The 20,640-nt window shown below is 51.1% G+C and carries 18 protein-coding genes; 10 read left to right on the top strand and 8 right to left on the bottom strand.

The window, feature by feature from the left end; translation table 11 throughout:
- The first annotated feature begins 13 nt into the window (after positions 1 to 13).
- Positions 14 to 964, top strand: coding sequence for a hypothetical protein (locus VGN67_RS24015; RefSeq protein WP_327490033.1), 951 nt, complete (start codon positions 14 to 16; stop codon positions 962 to 964).
- Between the two features lie 87 nt (positions 965 to 1,051).
- Here the strand turns inward: VGN67_RS24015 and VGN67_RS24020 are convergent, their stop codons facing one another.
- From VGN67_RS24020 to VGN67_RS24040, 5 genes are all read right to left on the bottom strand, one after another.
- Positions 1,052 to 1,954: a PPK2 family polyphosphate kinase gene (locus VGN67_RS24020; protein ID WP_327490035.1), complete on the bottom strand. Its 903-nt coding sequence runs from the start codon at positions 1,952 to 1,954 to the stop codon at positions 1,052 to 1,054.
- A gap of 53 nt (positions 1,955 to 2,007) precedes the next feature.
- Positions 2,008 to 2,592 carry an RdgB/HAM1 family non-canonical purine NTP pyrophosphatase gene (rdgB, locus tag VGN67_RS24025; protein ID WP_327490037.1) on the bottom strand — a complete coding sequence of 195 codons (585 nt, stop codon included), beginning with the start codon at positions 2,590 to 2,592 and terminating at the stop codon, positions 2,008 to 2,010.
- Positions 2,593 to 2,669: 77 nt separating this feature from the next.
- Positions 2,670 to 3,575: an FKBP-type peptidyl-prolyl cis-trans isomerase gene (locus VGN67_RS24030; RefSeq protein ID WP_327490039.1), complete on the bottom strand. Its 906-nt coding sequence runs from the start codon at positions 3,573 to 3,575 to the stop codon at positions 2,670 to 2,672.
- Between the two features lie 2 nt (positions 3,576 to 3,577).
- Entirely contained in the window at positions 3,578 to 4,477 is a 900-nt protein-coding gene (locus tag VGN67_RS24035; protein WP_327490041.1) for an FKBP-type peptidyl-prolyl cis-trans isomerase, read from the bottom strand.
- A gap of 119 nt (positions 4,478 to 4,596) precedes the next feature.
- Positions 4,597 to 5,625: a bifunctional oligoribonuclease/PAP phosphatase NrnA gene (locus VGN67_RS24040; RefSeq protein WP_327490043.1), complete on the bottom strand. Its 1,029-nt coding sequence runs from the start codon at positions 5,623 to 5,625 to the stop codon at positions 4,597 to 4,599.
- Between the two features lie 207 nt (positions 5,626 to 5,832).
- Between VGN67_RS24040 and VGN67_RS24045 the strand changes: the two genes are divergently transcribed.
- Positions 5,833 to 6,252 (top strand): nucleoside-diphosphate kinase, encoded by a 420-nt coding sequence (locus VGN67_RS24045; protein ID WP_327490045.1) that lies wholly within the window; start codon positions 5,833 to 5,835, stop codon positions 6,250 to 6,252.
- Between the two features lie 99 nt (positions 6,253 to 6,351).
- On the opposite strand, the gene VGN67_RS24050 is transcribed toward VGN67_RS24045, so the two are convergent.
- The 3 genes from VGN67_RS24050 to VGN67_RS24060 form a co-directional block, all read right to left on the bottom strand.
- Positions 6,352 to 7,260, bottom strand: a complete 909-nt coding sequence (locus VGN67_RS24050; protein WP_327490047.1) for an alpha/beta hydrolase — start codon at positions 7,258 to 7,260, stop codon at positions 6,352 to 6,354.
- A 118-nt stretch (positions 7,261 to 7,378) separates the two neighbouring features.
- Positions 7,379 to 8,326 carry a fasciclin domain-containing protein gene (locus VGN67_RS24055; protein WP_327490049.1) on the bottom strand — a complete coding sequence of 316 codons (948 nt, stop codon included), beginning with the start codon at positions 8,324 to 8,326 and terminating at the stop codon, positions 7,379 to 7,381.
- A gap of 238 nt (positions 8,327 to 8,564) precedes the next feature.
- Positions 8,565 to 9,518, bottom strand: coding sequence for a fasciclin domain-containing protein (locus VGN67_RS24060; protein WP_327490051.1), 954 nt, complete (start codon positions 9,516 to 9,518; stop codon positions 8,565 to 8,567).
- Between the two features lie 171 nt (positions 9,519 to 9,689).
- On the opposite strand from VGN67_RS24060, the gene VGN67_RS24065 reads away from it, so the two are divergent.
- The 8 genes from VGN67_RS24065 (at position 9,690) to VGN67_RS24100 (ending at position 20,623) form a co-directional block, all read left to right on the top strand.
- Positions 9,690 to 10,274 carry a DUF1080 domain-containing protein gene (locus VGN67_RS24065; RefSeq protein WP_327490053.1) on the top strand — a complete coding sequence of 195 codons (585 nt, stop codon included), beginning with the start codon at positions 9,690 to 9,692 and terminating at the stop codon, positions 10,272 to 10,274.
- Between the two features lie 97 nt (positions 10,275 to 10,371).
- Positions 10,372 to 13,338, top strand: coding sequence for a ligand-binding sensor domain-containing protein (locus VGN67_RS24070; protein WP_327490055.1), 2,967 nt, complete (start codon positions 10,372 to 10,374; stop codon positions 13,336 to 13,338).
- A gap of 169 nt (positions 13,339 to 13,507) precedes the next feature.
- Positions 13,508 to 14,215 (top strand): GntR family transcriptional regulator, encoded by a 708-nt coding sequence (locus VGN67_RS24075; protein WP_327490057.1) that lies wholly within the window; start codon positions 13,508 to 13,510, stop codon positions 14,213 to 14,215.
- A 66-nt stretch (positions 14,216 to 14,281) separates the two neighbouring features.
- The gene (gene deoC / locus VGN67_RS24080; protein WP_327490059.1) at positions 14,282 to 15,046 is read left to right on the top strand and encodes a deoxyribose-phosphate aldolase; all 765 of its coding nucleotides are present in this window, start codon (positions 14,282 to 14,284) and stop codon (positions 15,044 to 15,046) included.
- Positions 15,047 to 15,165: 119 nt separating this feature from the next.
- On the top strand, positions 15,166 to 17,340 hold the full coding sequence (locus tag VGN67_RS24085; protein ID WP_327490061.1) for a TonB-dependent receptor: 2,175 nt from the start codon (positions 15,166 to 15,168) through the stop codon (positions 17,338 to 17,340).
- 289 nt (positions 17,341 to 17,629) lie between these two features.
- The gene (locus tag VGN67_RS24090; protein ID WP_327490063.1) at positions 17,630 to 18,280 is read left to right on the top strand and encodes a hypothetical protein; all 651 of its coding nucleotides are present in this window, start codon (positions 17,630 to 17,632) and stop codon (positions 18,278 to 18,280) included.
- A gap of 85 nt (positions 18,281 to 18,365) precedes the next feature.
- A complete protein-coding gene (locus tag VGN67_RS24095; protein ID WP_327490065.1) occupies positions 18,366 to 19,817 on the top strand; it encodes a histidine kinase in 1,452 nt (483 codons plus the stop codon).
- Positions 19,818 to 19,843: 26 nt separating this feature from the next.
- Positions 19,844 to 20,623: a LytTR family DNA-binding domain-containing protein gene (locus VGN67_RS24100; RefSeq protein ID WP_327490067.1), complete on the top strand. Its 780-nt coding sequence runs from the start codon at positions 19,844 to 19,846 to the stop codon at positions 20,621 to 20,623.
- Positions 20,624 to 20,640: the final 17 nt, after the last annotated feature.

The following is a 20,640-nucleotide window of genomic DNA, read 5'->3' on the forward strand; positions in this document are numbered from 1 at the left end:
AACAATTGGTATTATGCAAAACGAGCAAAAGAAGAAGCAAAGTGCGGCTTGGGCGGTAGTAGCTATTTTGGCTATTGCGACAAGTATATTCGGCTACCTGTTTGTACAGCAAAAGCAGGAATTAACACAACAAGAAACGGAAATCGTATCGAGAGCCAAGGACTTGGCTTCCACACAAACTAAGCTTGACTCCGTGTCAAGAGCATTGGATGCTAAAATTGCCGAAGTAGAAAGACTAGGCGGTGACGTAGAAGAGCTAAACCGGGTGAAAGCTGAACTGGAAGCCGATAAAGTTGCATTTACGAAGACTAAGCGGGTAGAAACTTCCAAGTACCTGACGAAGATCAAGCAGTATGAGAAGTTCCTGAACGAAAAGGACGTGGAAATTGCTCAGCTGCGCGAAGAGAATCAGATGCTGATGGCTTCAAACGATACTTTGAACACGCAGGTAGGTTCATTACGGTCGGAGCGTGAGCGACTGGTACAACGCCAGACAGAGCTGGCTGATACAGTTAGCCTGTTCACTACCGAAAACCGTGACCTGACCGAGAAAGTAAACAGAGCGGCTGCTTTGAAAGCACAGAACCTGAAAGTACTGGCGGTTACGTCGAAGGGTAAGACCCGCGACAACGACGCCTACAAAGCCAAGCGCGTGGATAAGATCAAACTGGTGTTTGACCTGCCCGAAAACTCCCTGACCCGTCAGGAGCCTAAGGACATCTACGTACGTGTGCTGGACCCCGAAGGAGCTGTATTGGCTGATGACGCCACCGGTTCAGGTGAAATCAAGGTAGATGGCCAGGAAACTAAGTTTTCTGCCCGTCAGACTGTACCTTTTACCAACAACAACCAGCGCGTTGAAATGATCTATGACTATGCTTCGCAATTCCGTCCGGGCAAATACAGCGTTGAACTGTATGCCGAAGGATACCGGATTGGTGGAGGAAACTTTGTAATTCGCTAATGAAGCTGAATTAGTAAGAGAATTAATTAGAATTATTGAAAAGAGCGGGCTTCCGAGCCTGCTCTTTTTGCATTATAGGGGAATATTTTACCCGATTTCTTGAATGTTGTCCTGCGACTGAATAACTTCAATAAACTGGTGCAGCTCTTTCCCACGGTCTTTGTCTACCTTCGGGTAGCTCATATCCAGCTTTTTCATTTCTTTAACTACAATATCCCCTACCATTAGTCGCATATTTTTCTTATTGTCGGCCGGAATCACGTACCAGGGGGCTATTTCCGTAGCCGTGGCGTTGATACAGTCTTCGTAGGCTTGCTGGTACTGGTCCCAGTGTTCACGTTCTTTTACATCACCCTCTTCAAACTTCCAGTTTTTTGCCTGGTTTTCAATCCGGCTAATCAGCCGCGTGGCCTGCTCCTGACGCGATACATTCAGAAAAAACTTCACCGTCCGGATACCATTGTGGTAGAGGTACCTTTCGTAATTCACTATATCCTGGTAGCGCTGTTCCCATACCTTTTCCAGATCCGTTGTCAGTTCTACCGGTAGCCGCTGTTGCTGAATAAGAATTTCGGGATGTACCTTCACCACCAGTACTTCCTCGTAGTAGCTGCGGTTAAAAACAGCAATCATACCGCGCTGCGGCAGCAACTGACTGGCCCTCCACAGGTAGTCATGTTCTAATTCGTTTTCAGTCGGTCGCTTGAAGGGGTGTACTTTTATTCCCATTGGGTTCACGCCGGTCAGCACGTGCTTGATGGTACCGTCTTTCCCGGCGGCATCCATCGCCTGAAAAATCAACAGCAGCCCGTACCTGTCGTGGGCATACATAATGCTTTGCAGCTCGTCGATCTCCTGAATATAGTCGGTGAGCAGCTGCTTGTACTGCTTTTTGTCAGAATACAACTTTTGGAGCTTGGTTTTGGTGTTTTGTAAAATTAACGGACGGGTACCATCGTACTTCAAAGCATCGGGGTTAGGTATATTCATAGTTGCGGGTGAAATTTGTTCAATAATGAGAATAGTGAAAACAAAGGACTGCCTCAGCCTTCCTTCTGGATTTTTAAAAATTCCGCCAAACGGGCAAACGCCCTGGCGCGGTGGCTCAGCTTACTTTTCTCGCTCAGGCTCATTTCGGCAAAGGTCCGGTTGTGGCCTTCCGGGACGAATATAGGATCGTAGCCAAAGCCATGGGTACCCCGTTTTTCCTGAATAATTGTACCTTCTACCATTCCCTCAAACTGATGGTACCGACCGTCCAGTACCAGCGTGATTATCGTAATAAACCGTGCCCGGCGGTCGGGCTTGTCGGCCAGCCGCTCCCACAGCAACTGCATGTTGTCGTCGGCATTGCGTTGGGGACCGGCATAACGGGCCGAGTACACCCCCGGTTCTCCCCCGAGCGCGTATACTTCAAGCCCGGTGTCGTCGGCAAAGGCATTGACGCGGTACTGCTCCCAGATTAATTCGGCTTTTTCGCGGGAGTTGGCGGCAATCGTGTCGTGGGTTTCGGGTATATCTTCGTCGCAGCCTATGTCCCGCAGGGTCCGCAGTTGAAATTCCTGACCCAGCAGGGCCTGTATTTCGGTAAGTTTATGGGTATTGTTGGTAGCAAAGCAGAGTTCCATAAAGATTAGTAGAGAATGAATAAAAAAAACGGCTACTCCAGAAACTGGAACAGCCGTTAGGGTACTTGTGTTTACGTCTATTTTTTTCGAAGTACTTCCACCTCAAAATGAAGCGGTGCGTAGGGAGGAATATTAGTACCCTTACCCTGCGGGCCATACCCTAAGGTAGACGGGAACAGGAAGTTGGCTTTTTCACCCACCCGCAGCTTTTTCAGGCCTTCGGTAAAGCCCGCGACCAGACTGTTGCTGCTAAGGGTTGCATCCAGAGTACCCGAATCAAATATGGTGTTATCCGTCAGACGGCCGGTGTACTTCACGGAGTAGGTACTGCTTTCATTAAGCAAAGCCGAATCAGGCCGGGCCGTTACCAATCCGAACCGTAGGCCGCTTTCGGTAGGAGTGGCCGTCTGGATGTTGTATTTTTTTGCGTATTCATCCAGTTGCTCTTTTTCTGTCCGGATAGCCAGTACCTTCATATCCAGCCGGTAGGGGCTGTAAGCAGGCAGCTGAAGGGAACCAGTCGAACCCAGCCCCAGATTAAACGGAACAAAAAGGGTTACCGAGTCTCCTTCTTTGACCAGACGGTCAAAAAGGATCACCATGGCCTGGTCGTTCAGAATGGACTGGCCGATGGTATTATTCAACCGGCTGGCTCCGTAGACAGCCGTTTTGGGTGTACTGCGACCATTGCTGTCGACAAGGTACCCATCCAGCCGCGAAAGCGTATAATTGACCTGAATCTGGTCGCCTACTGCTGCTTTCTGACCACTGGTACCCGGAGATACTACCCGATAAAAGAGACCCTCGTCGGTACGCTGGGCCGATATACCCTGCTGCGACAGATAAGCCCGTATTTCCTGGTCGTTCTGAGCCTTTTTTTCGTTGTTGAAAATATCGGTTTGCTCCTCACACGCAAACAGGGTAGCGCCGAAGATAACCCCCAGCGCTACAACCCATCCTGATTTATTACTGATTTTTTTCATCCTTACGGAGTATTACCTCTAGGGGTTCCTTTTGAAAAGTCAACGAGTTCAACATCGAACAGCAGTACGGAGCTGGGGGGAATAGCGCCGGGAGAGCCTTCCTGACCGTAGGCCAGCCCTGATGGAATAATAAGCGTACGTTTGCCGCCTTTTTTCATCATCATGATACCTTCTTCCCAACCTGGAATAACCATTCCTACACCTACCTGAAAATCAATGGGCTGGCCGTTGGTTTGAGGATTCTCGCGGGAGCTGTCAAAAACGGTACCATCCAGGAGTTTGCCGGTATAGTGTACCTTTACTACATCTCCCTGCGAAGGCGTAGCCCCGGTACCTTCTTCCTGAACTATATAACGTAGCCCCGACTCGGTTTTTTGTACTTTGCCCTGCATATTATTTTTGGCTACGTATTCCTCGATCACTTTTTCATCAACTCCTTTCTGTTTGGCACCCTGTACCGCCTGCTCTTTCTGGAACTCTTCGGAGGTCTGTACTTCAAGTACCTTTACTGTAAAGCCCAGGTCCGTACCCTTCTTAATCATAGGAGGCATGGGCTGCATCATTTTGGCAAAAAGGGAATCGGCGTTGACGTAGAAAGTAGCGCTGTCACCTTTGGCCAGCATAGCCAGTCCCTCTTCAAAGCTACCTTTAAAAGGAGCCTGCTGCAGGACCAGTTTTACCGGAGCGTTTTCTTTGTATGTGTCACGAAGGACCGAATCCGTACTGTTTTTCAGGACAAGATGGAAGGTCATTATATCACCTAGTTTGGCTTGGCGGGCGTCGTCGTCGTGCTCGTGGAGCTGGTACTTCAGGCCGTTGTCTGTTACCTGCGTGCGGTATTGGTTGCAGGAGGCGGCCAGGATACCTATACCCAGCGCAAATCCGATTGTCTTAAAATTCATTGGTTTTTGTTTTATAAAAAAGGGGATTATTAATTGTTTATTTCTTCTCTAATTAAGTAATAGGTTGTATAACGTTAAGAATCTGGTTTTTGTCTCCTTACTCAGCTATTCATCAATAATTATACACTCTGCAGCCGCGACTGGTACTCCGGCAATACGGCCAGAAACCGTTGAACTGTTTCGGCCAGCGACAGACTGGTGCGCCCTCCTGACGCGTTTTTGTGCCCGCCCCCGCCGAAGTGAGCATGGGCCAGGTCACGTACCGAAAAGTCACCCGCCGATCGGAACGAAATCTTTACTTCTCCCCTGCGTTCAACGAACAGGGCGGTCATAACCACATCCTCGACCTGCAGTCCGTAGTTGACTAAACCATCGGTATCGCCGGCACTGGAAGTATACAACTCCAGGTCGGCGGCGGTAAGGGTCATGTAGGAGGTACGGTACTCGTGCAGCACGTGAATCTTGGACAGGGCGTGCCCCAGCAGCTGTAACCGCGATAGGGGAGAGCTGTCAAAGATCAAACGATGTACCCGGTTTATCTCAAAACCCGTGCGCATCAGGTCGGCTACGGCCAGGTGTACTTCGGGGGTAGTACTGGCGTGCCGAAACGAACCCGTGTCGGTCATGATACCGGCGTACAGGCATTCGGCCAGGGGTATATCGCGGGCGTCTGCAAAGAGCGCAGGATCAAGTTTTTTTATAACTTGATAAATTAGCTGGGCGGTAGCCGCTGCACCGGTATCCCACACCATCAGATCGGCAAAAGACTCGGGCTCGAGGTGGTGGTCCACCAGCAGCTTGGTCGCTTTGGCATCCTGTACCAGCTTACCTAAGTCTTTTAATCGTGACAGGGCCGAAAAGTCCAGACAACAAATCAGGTCGGCTTTCTCAATATGCTGCTGACAGATTTTGCGGGACGCCGCGTTTTCTTCGTACACCAGTACGGTTTCCATCCCCGGCAGCCAGCGCAGGTTAGCGGGGTAGTCGGTAGGGCTTATTACTGTAACCTGATGCCCCTGCCTCCGCAAATAGAGTGCCCAGCCCAGCGATGAACCCAGCGCGTCGGCGTCGGGGTCGCGGTGCATCGTAATGACGATAAGCTGGGGTTGGGATAAAAGAGCGCGTAAGGCGTCAATCGCTTGATTCACTGTAAATGTATTCTTATAAATAAAGTATAAGCCCGCATAAGCGCACAAAATTAACAAAAGTGTTGAGATTTAGATAGGATAACACTTCAATCGCTGATTGTCAACTATTTATTTTATTAAGGCTAATTCGGGTCAAACAGGATACTGGTGAGGATATTATAACAGAATTGGCTTATTTTTGCGCCCAAATAAAATTTTACATTTACTATGTCAGGTAACAAAACCTTCACAATGATCAAGCCTGATGCCGTGGCTGACGGACATACCGGGGCTATCATCAAAATGATCGAAGAAGCAGGATTCAAGATTGTAGCTATGAAAAAAACGCGGCTGACCAGCGAGCAGGCTGGCCTTTTTTATGCCGTACACAAGGAGCGTCCCTTCTACGCCGACCTGTGCAGCTACATGTCATCCGGAGCTATCGTGCCCATGATTCTCGAAAAATCAAACGCCGTTACCGATTTCCGTACGTTGATCGGGGCTACCGATCCTTCCAAGGCGGAAGAAGGTACCGTGCGTAAGCTTTATGCCAAATCTATTGAAGCCAACGCTATTCACGGCTCCGACTCCGACGAAAACGCCGGCATTGAAGGCAGCTTTTTCTTTGCTGCTACCGAGCAGTACTAATGCCTGGGAATAGCAGCCCGCTATTTACACAGAGCCCCAGACCGGTTGGTTCGGGGCTTTATTTGTATATGGATCAAAGTATACTTTTCGTGTGCCCTACTACTGCTGGGCCAGCTCACGAAGCTTTTGCGGAGTAACGAGTTCCAGCAGGCTTTCACGGATGAGGTCAGGGCGGTCCCACAGTATGGTGTGTCCTACTCCTTCCAGCGGAACCAGTTTTAGCGAAGCTGCATTGACAAGGCGTTTCTTAGCGTACTCAGCGTTAGAAAAATAAATCAGACCATCGGCCTTGCCGTGCAGCAGAATGACTTTTGATTGAATACGGCCCCAGCCGTCCTGGATATCTTCCAGGGCTTTCTGATGGCTGAGTTTTTCGTCATTGGCTACCAGGAGCAGGGTCGGGAAAAACCACCGCAGCCAGGGCGAGTCAATCACATAGCTGATGGGGTAGGTATATTCCTCACCCGGAGCCAGCGATGAAGACACAAACAGAATACCCGATACTTTGTCAGGGTTATTCATAGCGACCTTGGCCACTACGGCTCCCCCGTACGAGGAAGCGGCCAGTACTACCTTTCGCCCCTGGGCGGCGTAGCGGTCTAGGAGGGGCTGCAGGTACCGGGCCTGGTCACTGATGGACGTTACCGACTGGCCAAAGTCAGAATAGCCATAGCCAGGGCGGTCTACGCCTACGAGCATGGTACGCCGCAGCAGAGCGGTGTCTTCGTAAAACCGGGAAAAAAAGCTCAGTGAACTGGGCGCACCGTGTACCAGAATAGTAACCGGAAGTGAGTCGGCTCCGAATTCCACGAAGCGGACTGTTCGTTTTTCTACCTGATACCGATGAATTTTTGAAATAATGGCTAAAGATGTAAAACGACTACTCAGCTCCTCATCACTGGTTCGGTACTCTACGCGTTGAGCCATCCACCACAAAGCCGCCAATAGTACCATCAGGCTCACCAGCAGCCACCGCATCCAGCTGGCCTTCAATTTATTATATTTCATAAAACTACTTACTGCCGAATCACTTATGTTTTATTAATCACTTACCTTTTATTATAGCTTAACAAAAAAAGCGAAGCACTAGTTGTTGTGCTTCGCTTTTTTAAAGCAGGTATTTAGTTTACGGTAATAGCAGCCGGTCAATCACGTGTATGACCCCGTTTTTGGCCAGGAGGTCGGCGCGGGTTACCAGGGCAGGTTGGCCCATATTACCGGGGCCGGATACGCGCAGCCCGTTGTTTATGTCTATGCGAAGGGGTTTATTGGCAGCAGTAGTAATGGAGCCCGTAGCCAGATTCGTAGAAAACAGACGCCCCGGTACCGTGTGGTATAAAATGAGTGAGGCCAGAGCCGTAGGTCCAACGGCCTGCAAAGACGCTACAGTAGAAAATCCGGCATCCATGAAAGCCTTATTGGTAGGTACAAACACGGTATAAGCTGCATTTTCAGAAGTGAGCGCGGTCAGTACCGCCGGATTGGCCGTGGCGGCGCGGGTGGCGGCCGCTACCAGAAAACTATACTGCTCATTTCCCTGAACCAGTTCCAGCAGGGTACGGGTAGCGGGCATAATGAGTTTATCTATGACATGAATGACGCCATTGTCGGCCTTCAGGTCGGTAGCGATAACCCGGGCTCCGTTAATGGAAGTACCAGTGGCGGTTTTGGTAATGTATGCCTTAGCGTTGGTCAGCGTAGGTACTTCCTGGTTGGTACCTGTACCTAAATCTTCCGCTTTAATGGCCGTAGCCATGATATGGTACTCAAGTATCTGCCGTACCGCTGCCGCCGGTAAAGCGGTAATGGCCGCTGCGTCGGCATAGCCGGATGCCTGAAAAGCGTTGTCGTTCGGAGCAAACACCGTAAGGGTACTGGTTCTGAGAGCGTCGCCCAGTCCGGCGTGTTTGATGGCTGCGCGCAGAATGGTAAAATCTTCATTTTCAAAAAAAACGTCAGTTACCGTCTTAGGCTTCACGTCCTGGTCAGCCTCTTTACAGCCTGCTAAACCGAAAAGTAAGGCTACTGCAACCAATGGGGCTACCTTTTGCAGTAAGTAGTTTAATTTCTGCATAGATTCAATTGGGGTTTTAGGTTAGTAGTGGCTCTCATTTCCTGACTAAGAACGAATGTTATTTATTTATATGTAATCAGAATCCGTATAAATTCTTCACGCCTGACGGATGTCCACGTTTTCGCTATGGAAAGTGGCTCAGTGTTCCGACAAAATTAGCAGGTTGCAGCCTATTTATTAGCAAAAAAGCGTAGCATCCGCCAGATGCTACGCTTTTCTTTACAGGGGTAGCTAACTGTTAGTTAGCCGGCATAAGTACCCGATCAATAATATGTACTATACCATTAGTAGCCATCATATTGGCCTGGGTAACAGTAGCCGCCTGACCCTTATTTCCGCTACCAGTGATTTTTACTCCATTGCTTATATCAACCGCAAAGGGGGCGTTGGCAGCTGTAGTTACGTTACCATTGGCAAGGTTGGTTGAGAATACCCGCCCCGGTACAACATGGTACATTATAATACCAGCCAGTGTGGCCGGACTGGCGGCTTGTATTGACGCAACTGTCGGATACCCCGCATCAATAAAAGCCTGGTTGCTGGGAGCAAACACCGTATAGGCCATCGTACTGGATGACAGAGCCGTCATAACCGCGGGGTTTGTCGATGCCGCGCGGGTTGCGGCAGCAAGCAGGTAGCTCAGGTTATTGTTGTTCTGGGCCAGTTGCATCAGGTTTTGGGTGGGTGGCATAAGTACCCGGTCTATTACATGAATAACGCCGTTATCAGCCTGTACGTCAGCCGTTATGACACGGGCTCCGTTTATAGATACTCCGCTGCTGTTCCGGGTTACGTAGGTAGTGCCATTGCCAAGGGTCATCATTTCCTGATTATTACCTTGGGCCAGGTCCGTAGAAGCTTTTCGTGAGTTAATTATGTGGTACTGCAGGATATCCCGTACCGTATTGGCCGGTACGGCCGTGATTGCGGCGGCATTAGCATAGCCGGAGGCGCGGAAGGCATCATCGTTCGGAGCAAAAACTGTGACGTTACCAGTACGAAGGGTTTCGGTCATACCAGCGTGATCTACCGCCGCCCGCAGGATGCTGAAGTTGTTGTTTTCCATGAGGATATCCGACACCGACTGGGGAGCAACATCATCATCGTCGTTTTTACAGCCTGCTGCACTCAGCAGTAAAGTTACCGCCACCAGCCGGGTAGCGTAACGCATCCAATAATTCACCTTTTTCATACTTTAAAAATTGATTATAAGTTATTATGTGTTGTTACACTCCCTAAACTGGTTAGGAAGAGGAATGTTCTACCTTATAGTTAAAGTCTATTCAATAACTAACTAACATAAGTACTTATGAAAGATTGCAAATGGTTGTATGTTTGTGTAATACTGGTAATAGCTGGTAGTATGGCGGCTGTGGCAGGCAACGGCCCCGGCGGAGAAGATCCGGCCAAAAAGCCGGTGAAGCTGTTTAACGGGAAAAATCTTTCTGGCTGGCGGGTAGTTGGTACCGAAAAATGGTACGTGGATAAAGGCGAACTAGTCTGTGAAAGCGGTCCCGACAAAGGCTACGGCTACCTCGCTACCGACAAGTTTTATAAAAACTTTGACCTTACTGCGCAGTTTAAGCAGGAGTCGGAAGGCAATAGCGGAATATTTTTTCGTTCTACCTTTGAAGGTACCAAAGTATCGGGCTGGCAGGTGGAAGTAGCTCCTCCCAACCACGATACCGGCGGCATCTATGAATCGTACGGACGTAACTGGCTGGTTCAGATTCCTGCCGAAAAGGAAGACATTCTGAAGTACGGCGAGTGGAACACCATGCGCATACGGGTAAACGGCGACCACGTCCAGACCTGGCTGAACGGCCAACCGATGGTAGACCTGACGGATGAGAAAATAGGACGCGGCGAAGGAGCCATTGCCTTGCAGATACATGATGGAGGAGGAATAAAGGTACGGTGGAAAAATTTGGTTCTGGAAGAACTATAAGGGGCTTTAACTAACTATTTTGCCACACAGAAAAAACATAAAACTCCTGGTATTGGGGTGGTGCTGGCTGTACGCGTTTGTAGCGTACAGCCAGTCTATGCAAGTACAGCGTATTACCGTAAAAGACGGCCTGTCGCAGAGCTCACCCTACCATATTTTCAAGGATTCCAGAGGCTTTCTGTGGTTGGGTACCCTGGACGGCGTAAACCGCTTTGACGGCCACCGTTTCCGGGTTTATAAACCTGATGCCGGCAATAAGTACTCCTTCCACGGGGTGAACGTATCGGGTATTGTCGAAGATAAAAAAGGCGATATCTGGATTGGCTCTGAAGAGGGTCTTAACCGCTACGACCGCCTCACGGACCGGTTTTTTCTGGTACGTACTTCCAAACAGAAAAGACGTACCTCGCCTTTCTACGCGGATGAAAACGAACTGTGGTTTACGCAGGAAGGCGAAGGTATAATGGCCTATGAGTTTAAAACCAACCGCCTGCGGCGGCTGGGCTCCTACGCGCACCTCAACCGCGATTTTGACTACGTTGACTGGACCACCCGCACCCCCTTCGGCGATATCTGGATGCTAGGTCCCAAAGGAGTTGTACGGTTTGATATCAAGACACAGACTTACCATTACTACTTCAGTAACAATTCCCGCAACAAGTACGGCCCCCCGCTGAATGTATATTCCCTTATCATAGACCAGCAAAATATAGCCTGGTTAGGTACCGATCACGGAATAGTACGTTTTGACCACCAGCGGAAAAAACACCTGGAACACGAATGGGCCTCCGAAGAAGAAGAACTGGGGGTAGTATTCAGCCTTTCCGAAGACCACAACGGACAGCTTTGGCTGGGTACCCAGCGCAATGGCCTCTGGATTTACGACAAAAAGACCCAGCGCTTCCGGGAGTTTCAGTACCGGCCTAACCTGCCCGAGAGTCTTAAGAAATACGAGTTTTACCGGATTTACGTAGATAACACCGGCATTATCTGGGCCAATTCCGATCCGGATGGCCTGCTCAAGATAGTACCCAACGCGTCTATGTTTGGGTACTTGGGTCAGGCCAATCCCGGGCAGCCCCAGCGAAACCTGAGCGACCCGTCGGTCCGGTGTATCGGCGAGGACGCCCAGGGGCGGATCTGGCTGGGTACCGAAGGAGGGCTGGATATCTTTGACCGGAAGTCGGGCCTGATTCAGGAGCGGTACTTTACCAAAGAGCATAATATTCTGAAGACTATTTTCCGGGACCGGAAGCAGCGGATGTGGGTGGGTACCTACGGGGGTATCATGCAGTTTGACGCGGAGAAAAAAGAGTTCAGGAAGTTTCTTTTCGATTCGGACGAAGGAAGCCGTACCTATGTCCGTAATATTCTGGAACTCCCCACCGGAAAACTCCTGATAGGTACGCCGCTGGGAATGTGGCTGTTTGACCCAATAAAGGAGCAGTATGAACGTGTACCACTCCTCAGGGACCGCAATATATTTGCTACCTACCTGGATAAGGAAGGTACCCTTTGGCTGGGTTCCTACTTTGAAGGCTTGTACGGGTACCGTATTTCCCAGGGAAAGTGGGTGAAAGTATTCGAAGGCCTCCACGATTTCAATATCAATGCCATTCAGGAGGACACCAAGCGGAACATCCTCTGGATCGCCACCGAGAAGGGCCTCGTTTCTTTTGATAAAACCAAGGAAGACTACCGCCTGTACAATGAAAAAGATGGGCTGGCCAGTACCTATATCTATGGGGTAGTCGTGTGTCCCGGCGACCAGCTGTTTTTGAGTACCAACCACGGTATTTCCAGCCTGGAGGTACCTACGGGTATAGTCGGCAACTATAACCTGTCCGATGGCCTGCAGGGCTACGAGTATAACGGCAACGCCTTCATGCTGTCGTCCCGAAACGAGTGCTACTTCGGGGGCGTCAACGGGGTTAACTATTTTTATCCGAGCCAGTTTCGAAAGCTGTCGTACCGCCCGCACGTGTACTTCCACAACTTCCGGATTAATGAAGAACCCTACGGTTCTAACGGCTACATCAACGAAAAGAACATTATTTATCTGCAGCACGACCAGAATACCATCTCACTCGAGTTTGCGTCCATTGACTACTACAGCAATGGCCGGAATTTTTACCAGTACTATCTCGAAGGCCAGGACGAAGGTTGGGTCAACGCCGGTGACCGCACCTACGTCCGGTACGCCAACCTGACGCCGGGCCGCTACCTGTTCAAGGTCAAAGCCGCCAACCGCGACCAGGTATGGAACGGGCAGGAACGTCAGCTCCTGATCGTCATCAAGCCCCCCTTCTGGCGCACGTGGTGGTTCTCGGCGTTTTATATTCTGGTGGTGGCGGGTGGTACCTATGTCATTGTACAGGGGCGCCTGCGGCGCCTGAACCGGCAGCAACAGGAGCGCCTCAAGATAGTGCTGGAAGCCCAGGAGCAGGAGCGGAAAAATATTGCGCAGGATCTGCACGACGAGGTAGGTTCCAGGCTGGCTACGCTCAAGCTGTACCTTTCTTCCCTGACGGGCTTCCTGAAGGAAAATACTGAGGCCCAGCGCATCAAGCAGGAGGCCTTTGATATTATCACTATTTCAATGATTGACATCCGGCGTCTGCTGCGGGAGCTAAATCCAAGGACGCTAGAGCAGTATGGCTATGCCGCTGCCATAGAAGAATTAATCGGCAAAATAAACGCCTCGGATCAGGTACGGGTGTCGTTTGAATGCCGCAACCTGCCCACTACGCTTCCGGACGACCTGCAGATAGGGTTATACCGCATTACGCAGGAACTACTTAATAACACGCTCAAACACGCCAACGCCAACGAAATCACAATTTCGGTAGTCCCATCGGGCAATACCATTTCTTTCTTCTACGGTGACAATGGGAAAGGCTTTGATTATACCAAAGCCAGCAAAGGACTGGGGTTGGGCAATATCGAGTCGCGGGTTACTGTTCTGGGAGGCCGGATTGCCTGGTTTTCATCGCCCGGAAAGGGGCTGGAAGTAACCATTGAGATTCCGTTTGTCCGCAGTCAGTCCCTGGCCTCATCTGAATAGACAAGCTTCTGTCGAAAAAAGATTAAAAGCTCCATTAAGTACAGTAAACTCAGCGTGAGTTGCACTTTTGAATGAGAATAAGCTTGATGTTAAATCTTTTGGTAAAAGTAAAGCCCGCAGGACTATCCGTCCTGTATAGACAAGTACTCTGTTCTCACAACCAATCCGGATGGAAATAACACACTACCAGCGGTTGTACACGCAGCTTAAAAGCCAGATTCAATCCGGGCATTACAAAGAAGGGGATTTGCTGCCTTCGGAAAATGAACTGGGGAGTCAGCACCGGATTGCCCGGATGACCGTGCGGCGGGCGCTGACCGAACTGGCCAACGAGGGCTACATTCGGAAGGTCAAAGGAAAGGGTAGTATTGTAAGCGCTACGCGCAAGTCATTGGGATTGCTGTCGTTCAAGGGTTTTTCGGAAGTAGTGGGCGCTGAGCACCAGGTAAAGACCATGACCCTACGTGCCCCAACGGTTATGGCCTGGCCCGACCGGTTTTTTTATGCGCTAAGCCAGGAGGAGCAGCAGGCGGGCTGTGTGACGCTGGAGCGGGTACGGTTCGTGAATGATGAACCAATCATGATTGAATATACCTACCTGCCCCAGATGGGCCTGATAGATTTTTGTGAGAGCCCATTTGTTGACGGGTCACTGTTCAAAACATTGAGCCTGAACTACCAGACCGAGATTACCAATATTGAGCAGGATATCCGGGCCGTAACGGCCGACGAGGTGACGGCTTTTCTGCTGAAGGTGAAGCCGCTGACGCCGCTGGTACAGCTATATCGTCGCTACCATACCAGTCGTCCCGACTACTACGTGTACAGTCACCTGTACTGCAACACCGAGCAATACACCATCAGTAATTTTCAGTAGTATTCATTCATCATCAATAGTCTAAAAACTTATCTTTCCCAATCAGCCCTCTCAGGAGGTACCACTATGGATATAATCAACCAACTGGCCAAAATGATTGACCACTCCCTGCTGCACCCCACCATGACCGACACCGACCTGCGGCAGGGCTGCGACATTGCCCGGCAGTATGGAGTAGCCTCGGTATGTATCAAGCCGTATGCCGTAGCAGCAGCAACCAAATGGCTCGCGGGCTCGGATGTACTGGTAGGTACGGTCATTGGCTTTCCGCACGGCAACAGTCTGGTTAGTACCAAAGTCGCCGAAACCCTACAGGCTTGCCGCGACGGCGCCACCGAAATAGACATGGTAGTAAACATCGGGAAGGTACTTCAGCAGGATTGGGAGTACGTCAGGCAGGAAATCAGGGCCGTAACCGAAACCTGCCATCGGGAGGGCGCTATTGTGAAAGTTATTTTTGAAAACGACTACCTGCCCGACGATTCTTATAAAATAAAGCTGTGCGAAATTTGCAGCGAAGCGGGCGCCGACTTTGTCAAAACCTCCACCGGCTACGGCTTCGTGAAGGGGACCGACGGCAGGTACTCCTACGACGGAGCCACCGAACACGACCTGAAACTAATGCGCCGGCACAGCGCTCCGGAGGTACAGGTAAAAGCCGCCGGTGGCGTACGTACCCTCGACGACCTGCTGAAGGTGCGGGAGTGGGGCGTTACGCGCGTAGGGGCCACCGCTACCATCGCTATGCTGGAAGAAGCAAAAAGCCGTTTTGGCGACGGCAGTACCTCCGCTACCCGTCCGGTAGTACCTGATAATACGGTGGGGTATTGAGGTACTTCATCCCTCAAATTCCAAAATTCACTCCGTCGTTAGCGGCGGTTCGTCTGAAATAGCTACCCCAGGGGCTTCATAGCTGATAGTTTTGTGTCAACAACAAAAAGCTATTAGCCATGAAGCCTCTTTACTTTTTACTCTTCTTACTTACTACCACTGCCCAGGCCCAGACCCTCCTCAGCGGCAAGGTAACCGACAAAAAAGGCCACGCTCTGCCCGGAGCCAATGTATTCCTGAAAGGTACCTACGACGGTGCTTCCACGGATACGCTCGGCCGATTCAGCCTTAAAACTTTTGAGAAAGATACGGCCACGCTGGCCGTCAGCTACATGGGCTACGAATCTTTCGAAAGAAAGGTAGCGCTTAGCCAAAAGGAAATAGTACTTACCATAAAGCTGGAAGAACTGGCTAATGAGTTGAATACCGTGGTTATTACGGCGGGAGCCTTTGAGGCCTCGGACGAAAAACGCATGGCTATGCTCAAGCCCATTGACATAGTCACTACGGCCGGGGCCGCCGCCGACATAACAGGGGCCATGCAACTGCTGCCGGGTGCCCAGCGGGTAGGTGAGCAGGAAGGGCTGTTCGTTCGCGGCGGCTCGGGGCAGGAAACCAAGGTAGTCATTGACGGCATGATTGTCCAGAACCCCTTCTTCAGCTCAGTACCTGACGTGCAGCAGCGGGGACGGTTCAATCCCTTCATGTTCAAAGGTACTTCGTTCAGTACGGGTGGGTACTCGGCGCAGTACGGTCAGGCGCTGTCGTCGGTACTGCTGCTGAATACGACCGACAAAACCAGCAACAACGGCTTGGGCGTGAGCCTGAACCTGGCCAGCGCGGGTCTCAACTACGACTACGCCACCCAGAAGCAGTCGGTGTCGGTGGTGGGGTACTATGGTAATTTAAAGCCGCTTTTCGCGCTGGTGCGGCAGAACATCGAATGGCAGCACGAGCCGGAGTTTGTGGGTTCATCGCTGACTTATCGCCTCAAAACCTCTTCCACCGGTCTGCTGAAAGTGTACGGCATGTACTCGGGCAGCCACCTGAGTATGAATACGGTAGTACCCGGTACCTCCATACCCGGCGGTGAGAGCAGAAAGAACCGCCTCGATCTGAACAATCGGAATGCCTTCATGACCAGTACCTACACCGACAGCTGGGACGAGGGCAGGTGGCTGCTTAACTCCGGTTTCTCATACAGCCGCAATCAGGACGACATGGCGTTTGATGCCGTAGCTATGGACCGGCTCGACGAGCGTACCCAGGCACGGGCGGTGGTGACGCGGCTTTTCGGGGGTAATAATTCTCTACTCTTCGGGGCGGAGGTACACGCCATCAACTTACAGAACGGCTACGGAGGTAGTACCTTCGCCCTGCACGACCGCTACGCCGCCGCTTTTGCCGAAACCGAAATCTACCTGAGCCGCCAGCTGGCCGGACGCGTGGGCGTACGTGCCGAGTACTCGTCCCTGCTGAACCGGTTTAATCTGGCACCGCGCCTTTCCTTTGCCTACAAAACGGGTACTTACAGCCAGGTGTCGCTGGCGGCGGGGCAATTTTATCAGAATCCTGACTACCGCTACCTGTACCTCAACCAGAACCTTGGCTTCGAGCGCGCCGACCACCTGCTCCTGAACTACCAGGTGATGCGGAACGGACGGACGTTCCGGGCGGAGACTTTTTACAAAAACTACGCGCAGCTGGTGCGGGAACATACCGGACGTACCTTTGATGCTGATCCGTACCGCTTCCCCCGGGGGCGCACCGACAACACCGGCTACGGCTACGCGCAGGGCTTTGATGTGTTCTGGCGCGACCAGAAAACCGTTAAGGGCCTCGACTACTGGGTTACGTACAGCTACGTGGATACCCGGCGGCTGTTTCAACAGCATGAGGTACTGGCTACCCCTACCTTTGCCTCCAACCATAACGTAAGCCTGGTGGCGAAGCGCTGGTTCGACAAACTTAAAACCAGTGCGGGCTTTACCTACGCCTACACCAGCGGCCGTCCCTACTACAACCCCAACCACGAAAACTTCCTGGCCGACCGCACCCCGGCGGTACATAACGTCAGCTTTACGGCCAGCAAGCTTACGAGCATCAAAGGCAACTTTACCGTCTTTTATGTGGCTGTGGACAACCTGCTCAACACCCGCAACGTATTCACCTACCGCTACACCGCCGATGGTACTTCACGCTACGCCGTAGGGCCACAGAGTTACCGCAGCTTCTTTGTCGGTATGCAGATCTTCCTGTCGAAGAAGGCGGTCGTGAATAAGGAAGATTTATAGAGAATTAAGAATCAGTAGTGTACGAAGGAATTTTATTTTAGCCCCATTGGGGCGATACTTTAGTAGAAATAGCATCAATAGTGTACAAAAAGCTCCGTAGGAGCGGCCACCGTGGCAGCGGCACATTTAATGGTGGGTGTCGCCCCTACGGGGCTGAAATCTCTCCAACTTGCTAATCTGCTACTAAGGTTTAGCCCCTCTGGGGCCACTTTTGCACCAAAAATAATTCCTTCGTACACTACTAATTAAGAATTAAGAATTATTTAAACCATCTAACTTATCTATTACTATGAAAACATTCCTGATTTCCGCCTTTGCTTTGGTACTGTCCGTTACAACGCTTTTTGCCCAGAACGACAAGTACACCCAAGCCATGACAACCACCCTCGAAACCCTGAATCAGCAGGAAAACAAGCAGCCCGATCAGGCAGCCTTCCTGGAACTGGCCAATCGCTTTGAGCGTATCGCGGCGGCGGAGCCTACCGAGTGGCTGCCCCGCTACTACGCCGCCTACTGCAATACCAGGCTGGGCGTAATGGACGGTGAAGCCAGTCTGAAAGAGCAGCGGCTGGATAAAGCCGAGGCTCTGCTGAAAGAAGCCGATACCCTGCCGGGCAAAGCGGCGGATGAACTGGAAGTACTGTGGGCCTTTGTGGCGCAGGCCCGCCTGGCCATCGACCCCATGTCGCGCTGGCAAACCTACGGTCCTGTATTTGGGGAACACGTAGCGGCGGCCAAGGTACTTAACCCGAACAATCCCCGGATTTATGTACTGGAAGGTACCAACCTTTTTTATACGCCGGAGCAGTTCGGGGGTGGAAAGAAAGTAGCTAAACCCGTACTTGAAAAAGCCCTGGAAAAATTCGCTACCTTCCAGTCACCAGGCCCGCTCCACCCGCAGTGGGGTAAGGGACAGGCCGCCTGGATGGCCGCGCAGTAAAAAACACAGGAACAAACGTTTTATTCAACGACACAATTACCGTCCGGTAGGTACCTGTACTCCGGACGGTACCAACTTAAAAAGTATGAACCGCGAAGACCTGTCAGCGAAGCAAAAGCAAAGCAAAAATCCCCTGCGGATGCGGGGTTCGGACATGAACGGGCAGGACTTTAGCAATATGGATATGTCCGGGGTAGACTTCAGCTTCTCCAGCCTCAATAAGGTTAATTTTGAAGGAGCCAATCTGCGGGATGCCATACTGAAATTCTCCTCCTTAAAAGGTACCTCCTTCCGCAATGCCGACCTGACCAACGCCGACCTGAGCTTCAGCAATCTGAACAATGCCGACATGACCGGTGCCCGCATAGCCGGAGCCAATTTCAGTTTTTCCTCGCAGGGGGTATCCTGGAATAATATGAGCTTGTCGGGGGTACTTCAGAGTCAGACCTGGCTCGGTACGGTACTGGCGGTCCTTATGGGGTCGGTAGTAGTATACGGGGTGAGTGGTATCATCTATTTTACCAATCAGCTCGTAACGGCCTCCGACCCGCTGGTGATGAGGCTGAACCAGTGGGTGGTCATGAACAACATACTGGCGGGCGTGATGACGGTTCTGCTCACCCAATGGATGTCGTCCTGGCTCGATAACTCGTTCCGGAAGGCTTACGTCCGGCACCTGATTATATCCTGCATTATCATAGCTGCGTACCTGGCCCTGACCATCGGTCTGTTTTTCTGGCGTGGACAAGCCATTTTTACCGAACTTCGGGAACAAACACAGGGAGGGTACCAGTCGGCCCCGTGGTACTTCTTTACTTTGGGTCCGTTACTGGTTTCAAATATTGTCTACTATTTCGGTAGGCAGGGGCGGCAGCTCTCCCGCAAGATATCCCAGCAGGAGTACCAGTTGCTCAATCTTGAAAAATTAAAAACCCGGGCCGAGCTGGATGCGCTGCAGGCGCGGATCAGCCCCCACTTTCTGTACAATTCGCTCAATAGCATTGCCAGTCTGGTCCACGAAGACCCCGATAAAGCCGAGGAGATGACTCTGCTGCTTTCGAAGCTGTTCAGGTACACGACCGGCCGCAACACCAACGACTACTACGATACCATAGCCCAGGAACTGGAAATGGTCAGGACCTACCTGCAGGTCGAGCAGGTGCGCTTTGGCGACCGCCTTCAGTTCAAGGTAGAAGTAACCAACCCGGCGCTCAATGAGCTGAGCGTTCCCAAGTTTATCATCCAGCCCCTGGTCGAAAATGCCATCAAGCACGGTATCTCCAGACTGGCCGACCAGGGCTGCATAGTAGTACGTATTTACGAGGAGAACGGGTGGTTGCATCTGTGCGTGCAGGACAACGGCCCCCACTTCCCCGAGGCGATGGGAGCGGGCTACGGCATACGGAGTATTCAGGATAAACTAAAGCTGCTTTACGGAGAAGATGCCCGCATTGAACTGCACAACCAGCCTCTGAAGTACGTGGACATCAGTATTCGCAAAACCCGCCTGAGTCCGGAATCTAAGTCAACCCACTAATCCAGACTTTACATCTTTTTTTTCCTATGAAGTTTCCCCTGAAAACCATACTTATTGACGATGAACAACTGGCCCTGAACCGCCTGCGCCGGTTGCTGGAAAAACATTCGGAGGTATTCCAGATAGTAGCCGAAGCCCGCAACGGAGCCGAAGGGCTGGTGGCCGTAGAGAGTCACACGCCGGATGTCATTTTTCTGGATATAGAAATGCCCCTGCTGAACGGATTTGAAATGCTGGCCAAAGTAAGTACCATGCCCATGGTTATTTTTTCGACGGCTTACGACCAGTATGCCATCCGGGCCTTTGAGGAAAACTCGGTTGATTACCTGTTGAAGCCTATTGAGAACGAGCGTCTCCTGAAGACCATTGAAAAACTGCGGGGCCTGGTACAGGGGGGGCAGGAAAGCAGCGAGCACAACCCCTACGCCGATAACCTGATGCGCCTGCTGGAACAGATGAAGCCTAAAAAGGAGCTGTTTTCACTCTCGGTAAAAACCGGTGATAAGATCCTGCTGGTACCCCTGACCGAAATCACCCATTTTGAAGCCGAAGAAAAGTACGTATTTCTGAACACCCTGACCGGACAAAAATTTCTGCTGAATTACACCCTCACGACGCTGGAAGAAAAGCTCCCCGACCATTTTTTACGGGTAAGCCGCTCGGCTATTATCAACACCCACCATATCGGAGAGATACAAAAGTATTTTAGTGGCAAATATCTGATACTGATGCGCGACCGAAAAGCCTCCCAATTACAGACTGGCACCACCTACAGCGACAGCATCCGCCATCTTATTGATTTATAATAAGATTCACAGCGTAT

This window comes from Telluribacter sp. (assembly GCF_035998675.1).
In the GTDB taxonomy this organism is placed as follows: Bacteria; Bacteroidota; Bacteroidia; order Cytophagales; family Spirosomataceae; genus Telluribacter.

Coding starts and splice junctions, on each gene's coding strand:
- VGN67_RS24045 (WP_327490045.1), top strand. CDS start 5,833: ATGTCAGGTAACAAAACCTTCACAATGATCAAGCCTGATGCCGTGGCT.
- VGN67_RS24095 (WP_327490065.1), top strand. CDS start 18,366: ATGAACCGCGAAGACCTGTCAGCGAAGCAAAAGCAAAGCAAAAATCCC.
- VGN67_RS24085 (WP_327490061.1), top strand. CDS start 15,166: ATGAAGCCTCTTTACTTTTTACTCTTCTTACTTACTACCACTGCCCAG.
- deoC (WP_327490059.1), top strand. CDS start 14,282: ATGGATATAATCAACCAACTGGCCAAAATGATTGACCACTCCCTGCTG.
- VGN67_RS24075 (WP_327490057.1), top strand. CDS start 13,508: ATGGAAATAACACACTACCAGCGGTTGTACACGCAGCTTAAAAGCCAG.
- VGN67_RS24035 (WP_327490041.1), bottom strand. CDS start 4,477: ATGAATTTTAAGACAATCGGATTTGCGCTGGGTATAGGTATCCTGGCC.
- VGN67_RS24020 (WP_327490035.1), bottom strand. CDS start 1,954: ATGAATATACCTAACCCCGATGCTTTGAAGTACGATGGTACCCGTCCG.
- VGN67_RS24030 (WP_327490039.1), bottom strand. CDS start 3,575: ATGAAAAAAATCAGTAATAAATCAGGATGGGTTGTAGCGCTGGGGGTT.
- VGN67_RS24050 (WP_327490047.1), bottom strand. CDS start 7,260: ATGAAATATAATAAATTGAAGGCCAGCTGGATGCGGTGGCTGCTGGTG.
- VGN67_RS24015 (WP_327490033.1), top strand. CDS start 14: ATGCAAAACGAGCAAAAGAAGAAGCAAAGTGCGGCTTGGGCGGTAGTA.
- VGN67_RS24090 (WP_327490063.1), top strand. CDS start 17,630: ATGAAAACATTCCTGATTTCCGCCTTTGCTTTGGTACTGTCCGTTACA.
- VGN67_RS24100 (WP_327490067.1), top strand. CDS start 19,844: ATGAAGTTTCCCCTGAAAACCATACTTATTGACGATGAACAACTGGCC.
- VGN67_RS24055 (WP_327490049.1), bottom strand. CDS start 8,326: ATGCAGAAATTAAACTACTTACTGCAAAAGGTAGCCCCATTGGTTGCA.
- VGN67_RS24070 (WP_327490055.1), top strand. CDS start 10,372: ATGCAAGTACAGCGTATTACCGTAAAAGACGGCCTGTCGCAGAGCTCA.
- VGN67_RS24065 (WP_327490053.1), top strand. CDS start 9,690: ATGGCGGCTGTGGCAGGCAACGGCCCCGGCGGAGAAGATCCGGCCAAA.
- rdgB (WP_327490037.1), bottom strand. CDS start 2,592: ATGGAACTCTGCTTTGCTACCAACAATACCCATAAACTTACCGAAATA.
- VGN67_RS24060 (WP_327490051.1), bottom strand. CDS start 9,518: ATGAAAAAGGTGAATTATTGGATGCGTTACGCTACCCGGCTGGTGGCG.